The sequence below is a fragment of the Bacillus sp. S4 genome (assembly GCF_040838205.1).
Taxonomy (GTDB): Bacteria; Bacillota; Bacilli; order Bacillales; family Bacillaceae_G; genus Bacillus_A; species Bacillus_A cereus_U.
Window position 1 is genome coordinate 1 of the sequence record NZ_JBFPJI010000207.1, and the last position, 5,954, is coordinate 5,954.

Genomic DNA, 5,954 nt, shown 5'->3' on the forward strand with positions numbered 1-5,954 from the left:
ATATATGTATACGAAAAAGAATGAATATTCTATATATTTATAGTGAAATTGAAGTATTGTTTAATTGAAAAGGGGACGTCGTTATGAAATTAGAAACTGAAAGATTACATATTATCCCATGTGCGGAAGAATGGGTTCAAATTGCGAATAATCAAGGATACAATAGTGGCCCGCATATTTTAGGGCATATAGAAAATGTGAAACAAGATGCGGCTTTATTACCGTGGGGCGCGTGGTATGTTATTCGGAAAGAGGATGATGTTGTTCTAGGTGATATAGGATTTAAAGGGAAACCGAACGAGCAACATACAGTAGAAATTGGTTACGGATTTATTGAGAAATATTGGAATAAAGGGTATGCAACAGAAGCAGTTAGTGAATTAATGAAATGGGCTTTTCAAACAGGAGAAGTGGAAACGATTATAGCGGAGACACTCCTTGATAACTATAGCTCTATTCGTGTATTAGAGAAATTACATATGAAAAGAGTAAATAGTACTGAAACAATGATAAATTGGAAGATTGAAAAATAAAGAATACCGCTCGAAGTAAATCGGGCGGTATTTTACTTAATTATGGTAGCATTTGTTTTTGATCTGTTGGGTATCCAATTGTTGAATGTTTCGAATGGTTACGGACAGAAATGAAAATAGAGATAATAACGATAAGACCAACTGCAACATAAGAAAGTGTAATAATAGTTGGATCAACTTTAAATGATGTAAGTAATGTACGTATATTCGTAAAGATAATAAGTCCGCCAACGAGTACGCCAAGTAAATGCGAAGGAACGATGCGTACTAACCATGCGGCGATTGGTGCGGCAACAATACCACCGAGCATTAGGGCAAATACCCAAACCCAGCTTATTTGTTCCCAACCAAGTGAGATGAAAAAGCCGATTGTTGCAGCGAGTGAAACAGGAAATTCGCTCGTATCTACAGATCCAATAACTTTTCTAGCATCATTTCCTTTTGCAAGAAGAACAGGTGTCGTAATAGGTCCCCAGCCACCACCGCCAGTTGAATCAACGAATCCTGCGAACAGACCGAGCGGTACAAGTTGTTTAGCAGACATACGCTTATTTGAAGAAACAATTTGTTTTTGAATGATGAATCGTAATAAAATATAAACCCCTAAAGTAAATAAAAATAAGGAAATATACGGTTTAATTACATCGCCAGGTAAATTACTTAAAAAACATGCCCCAATAAATGCACCAATTGCTCCAGGTAATGTAAGCCTGGAAACTGTATATTTATCAACGTTTCCAAATCGGATGTGAGATGCACCAGAAGCCGCAGTTGTAACGACTTCAGCTAAATGAACCGATGCAGATGCAACAGCCGGTGCGATACCAAACATTAATAATAAAGAGGAAGACGTTACCCCGTACGCCATTCCAAGTGCTCCATCAATCAATTGAGCGAAAAATCCGATAATAGCAAAGATAATTAATTTCTGCATAAATAATCCCCCTGTAATAATAAAGTGAAACTTTAATCAGTGGGGGTTTTCTTCATCCTCCACTGATTATTAGTTGAACCAATCGGGCATTTACGGGCAGTTGATCCCCACCTAACTTCTTTGCTTTCGCTGAATTTTTAGGTGGGGGTCTTACTGCCCGTTAATGCGGGATAAATAAAAAGGCACTTTTCCCGTATGAGAAAAGTGCCTTTGGTTTTTCCAATCAGCAATATTTAAATTTGTTTTATTATAATACATATTAATCGTATAAATCAACTGGGTTTTAAAGTTTTTTGAATTGAATGAAATAAGAAGGGGATATACAATAAAAGGATGGAGAGAAAGGGGAGAAAGAAAATGTTAACATTTGATCATCTCGTTCACGCAGTTCATTGTACGCCTGAGGAGGCGACAAAACAAATGCAGGCACTAGGTTTTCATACTGCGTTAGGCGGTGAGCATACAAACTGGGGGACTTGGAATAGTTTATGTTACTTTGATTTATCATATATAGAATTTTTAGCAGTTAAGCATGAAGAAAAAGCGAAAGAAGCAGAAAATCCATTAGTACAGGAAACGGTTGTTAAATTGCAAAATGGAGAAGGGATGCTACAAATCGCAATTCGAACAGATGAAATTGAAGAACTAGCAGTTAAGCTTAACAAGCACGGCTTACATACGATAGGACCATTTGAAGGAAAACGTATGAGGAAAGATGGCCGTCTTTTAGAATGGAAAATGTTATTTGTAAAGCAAGAAGAGAACGGACCGAAATTACCTTTCTTTATACAATGGAATGAAACGGACGAAGAAAGAAGAAACGATTTACGTAACATAGGAACAATCACTGAACATAAAAACAAAGTACAACAAATTGAAACGATTCATTACGCAGTGAAAAATGTTCGAGAAACAGTGCGGAAATGGGAAGAAGTAATGGAGCTAACTGCAAGCTCAGTCATGAAAAATGAAGAATGGAATGCGGAGTGTCAAAGTGTATTGTTTGGTGGTATTAGTGTGCAGTTTTGTGAACCAGTAGGGGGAGGTCTAGTGCTAGAACATTTGAATAAGAATGGTGAAAATCCATTTGCAGTGGAATTTAAAGGGAAAAATAAACGAGAGTATGAAGTGTTAGGTAGTATGTACGTATATTAATAGAGGTGAGTTTTGTGGAAGAAATGTTAAGAGAGATAGAGAGAAAACTAGGGTGGCCTCGAATTGTAAAATGTACAGTTATTTCAAAAGGGTTTTCACATGAAGAGAAATATAAAGTGGAATTAGAAAACAGAGTAACGTATTTTATAAAAGTATGTGATGCTCTTAACTTTGAACGAAAACAAGAAGAATATACGTATATGAAACAATTAGAATCATTACATATTCCAACGCCGAAGTTAATTCATTTCATAAAACTTGAGGAATTAAATAAATGTGTTCAAGTATTTGAATGGACCCGAGGTGTAAATGGTGAAGAGGGCTTAAGTAAGCTATCGGCGGAAGAACAGTATAATGCAGGAAGAAAAGCAGGAGAAGTACTAAAGAGGATTCACTCAATTGAAAGAGAAAGTGCAAGTAATAAATGGGAAACAATTAGATGGAATAAGTACGAAAGATATATAGAAGCATTAGCAGGTTATGGGGTGAACTTTCTGGATTTGAAGCCCGTATTAACCTTTGTAAAAAATCATAAAGATTTATTGGGAAATCGTCCAATCACATTTTTACACGATGACTTCCATCCAGCAAATAGTATGATTCATAATAAGGAGTTTATCGTTATCGATTTTGGGGGATATGATTTTGGCGATCCAATACACGATTTTTATAACGTAGCGATTTTTACTACGAGAATAAGCAAACCATTTGCGGTTGGACAAGTTCACGGTTATTGCGGAGGTGATCCGTCGCTCCATTTTTGGAAACTGTATTCATTGTATGCAGCGAGGACATTCCCGGCGGATATTGTGTGGACGAACCGAAGCACACCGCATTTAGTAGATGATATGAAGGAGAGATTAAACCGAATTTTAGAAGACCATAATCATTTTTTATCCTATATTCCGAAATGGTATCAATCATATCATATGGATATAATAAACAATAAATAACGGAGGGGTTCATTTGGATAAAATAGCGATAATTTCAGATATTCATGGTAATATTCCGGCTTTAGAATCAGTACTGCAAGATATTAAATTAAGAGGAATCGAACGCATTATTTGTCTTGGAGATTTAGTAGGAAAAGGTCCTCATTCTAGCGAAGTGATTGAAATCATTCGTAAAGAATGTGAAGGAGTTGTAATGGGGAACTGGGATGATTTCATTACAAAGCCAACTGAATTTGAAGCGTTAAAATGGCATCAAAAACAACTGTCAGAAGAACAAAATGAATATTTAAGGAGTTTACCATTTTCCATCGAGTTTTATATGAGCGGGAAACTCATTCGTATGTTCCACGCTTCACCGAGAAGTTTATATGAAAGAGTTCAACCACACGCTTCAAGAGAAGAGCGTGTTAGTATGTTCGAAAATAGCGATCTGACGGAAAATATAGAAGGGGAAAGAAAACCAGATGTCGTTTGCTACGGTGACGTTCACCAAGCGTATGTGCAAAATTTTAGAGGGAAAACGTTATGTAATGCTGGTAGTGTAGGAAACCCTCTTGAGATTACACAAGCATCCTATTTAATCTTTGAAGGAACTTACAATAAAAAAGAAGCAGCGAGCTTTTCCATTCAACTCGTACGTGTACCGTATGATATTGAATTAGCAATTCGATTAGCAGAAGAGCTCGATATGCCAGAAATTGAGGAATACAAGCAAGAGTTACGGACTGCTTTATATCGAGGGTTTAAAGGGAAATAAGGAATATGTATATCAATAAAAATATACCGACAAGTAGTGATATTTTTATTTATCATAATTTTGTTATGTAAACAAAAATGAGGAGGTCATATCGTGCATCGCCAAAAACGAATGAAAGAAATTGCTGATCATATTTTAACGTTAAACTTAACTCATCCAATAAGAGTTGGAGTGAGTGGTATTACAGCCTCAGGAAAGACAACATTTGCAAATGAACTAGCGGAGGAATTGAAACAGTGCGGAGTACCAGTAACACGTGCAAGCATTGATGATTTTCATAACCCGAGAGTAATTCGCTATACACAAGGTAAAGAATCAGCAAGAGGGTATTACGAAGATGCACACGATTATACAGCTTTCAAAGAAAGATTATTAAAGCCTTTAGGACCTAGCGGGAATTTACAGTATGAAACGATTTCTCATAACTTAATAACGGATGTCTCTGTACATAATGGGCCGCTAGTGGCCTTGTCAAATATGGTGCTAATAGTAGATGGAACATTTCTATTGAAAAAAGACATTGAGCATCTATTTGATTATAAAATTTTTGTAGATACCGATTTTGAGATTGCGAGAAATCGTGGTGCAAAGCGAGAAACAGAAGTTTTTGGAAGTTATGAAGAAGCAGAGAAGATGTTTTTGAACAGGTATCATGAAGCTTGTAAGATGTATATAGATGAGCATAATCCGAAAGAGTGTGCGGATGTTGTATTTCAGAATAATAATTTTGATGAACCAGTAGTTGTATTTAAAGGAATATAAAATCGTTTATATAGCAGAATAATAAGGTAGAAAAGGTGTAGCTATCTATGGTTTAAACTCTACCAAATATAGATGTAATAAAAGTTATTGCAGTTTTGAATGAGTTAAAATAATGAACTGAAATAATTTGTCTCTATAAACATGAAATTTCAACATAAAAAATAGTGTTATAATTTGTGAAAGGAGATGTTTTGGATGGATAAAAAAAATAATCCAAATGATTGGCCTTTATGGGCGAATGAGTCAGTAGAGATAGTTAATGCAAATCCTGATTGGCAAGATAAAGGAAGATGTGAAGAACAGCAACTTTATGAACTGCTTACTCCTCTCGGTATAAGTAAGGTAATACATATAGGAAGTACATCCATACCTGGTTTACCTGCAAAACCTATAATTGACCTAATGGCTGAAACAGAATCATTTGATAGAGTAGTAGATATTTCAGCTAAATTGGCTATATATGACTGGCATTTTGTAAGCCCAGAATTAGATGAAAGACCTTGGAGAAGGTTCTTTGTGAAAGTAAAGAATAATAGGCGTGTAGCTCATCTGCATTTGATGGTTAAAGGAACTGAGCGATGGGAGCAACAACTTTTATTTCGTAACCGCTTACGAGAAGATACACAATTAGTTTATGATTATTCAAATCTAAAGCAAGAGTTAGCTAAAAAGTTTAACCAAGATAGAGAAGCGTATACAAAAGCTAAAACAGAATTTATTAAACAAGTTCTAAAATGATTCAACTTTTGATTGTAACTACGTTTGAATACAAATGAAAAAACATAATTTATTTTATAACCTAAACTTACATGAAATGCATGTAAACAAAGTGAGAAGCTTTGGTGTTCCAATGTATTTCC

Annotated in this window: 7 protein-coding genes; 6 read left to right on the forward strand and 1 reads right to left on the reverse strand. The window is 35.5% G+C overall.

What is annotated here, in order from left to right:
- The first annotated feature begins 83 nt into the window (after positions 1-83).
- Positions 84-533 (forward strand): GNAT family N-acetyltransferase, encoded by a 450-nt coding sequence (locus AB3X48_RS16405; RefSeq protein WP_016105306.1) that lies wholly within the window; start codon positions 84-86, stop codon positions 531-533.
- A 40-nt stretch (positions 534-573) separates the two neighbouring features.
- Here AB3X48_RS16405 and AB3X48_RS16410 read toward each other — a convergent pair whose 3' ends face one another.
- Positions 574-1,467 carry a sulfite exporter TauE/SafE family protein gene (locus AB3X48_RS16410; RefSeq protein ID WP_088099202.1) on the reverse strand — a complete coding sequence of 298 codons (894 nt, stop codon included), beginning with the start codon at positions 1,465-1,467 and terminating at the stop codon, positions 574-576.
- A gap of 357 nt (positions 1,468-1,824) precedes the next feature.
- On the opposite strand from AB3X48_RS16410, the gene AB3X48_RS16415 reads away from it, so the two are divergent.
- The 5 genes from AB3X48_RS16415 (at position 1,825) to AB3X48_RS16435 (ending at position 5,832) form a co-directional block, all read left to right on the forward strand.
- Positions 1,825-2,622, forward strand: coding sequence for a VOC family protein (locus AB3X48_RS16415; protein WP_078174742.1), 798 nt, complete (start codon positions 1,825-1,827; stop codon positions 2,620-2,622).
- A 14-nt stretch (positions 2,623-2,636) separates the two neighbouring features.
- Positions 2,637-3,575: an aminoglycoside phosphotransferase family protein gene (locus AB3X48_RS16420; protein WP_367959739.1), complete on the forward strand. Its 939-nt coding sequence runs from the start codon at positions 2,637-2,639 to the stop codon at positions 3,573-3,575.
- 13 nt (positions 3,576-3,588) lie between these two features.
- A complete protein-coding gene (locus tag AB3X48_RS16425; protein WP_088099200.1) occupies positions 3,589-4,332 on the forward strand; it encodes a metallophosphoesterase family protein in 744 nt (247 codons plus the stop codon).
- 93 nt (positions 4,333-4,425) lie between these two features.
- Positions 4,426-5,094 (forward strand): nucleoside/nucleotide kinase family protein, encoded by a 669-nt coding sequence (locus AB3X48_RS16430; RefSeq protein WP_199715310.1) that lies wholly within the window; start codon positions 4,426-4,428, stop codon positions 5,092-5,094.
- Positions 5,095-5,289: 195 nt separating this feature from the next.
- Positions 5,290-5,832 carry a GrpB family protein gene (locus AB3X48_RS16435; RefSeq protein WP_016105299.1) on the forward strand — a complete coding sequence of 181 codons (543 nt, stop codon included), beginning with the start codon at positions 5,290-5,292 and terminating at the stop codon, positions 5,830-5,832.
- Positions 5,833-5,954 lie beyond the last annotated feature (122 nt).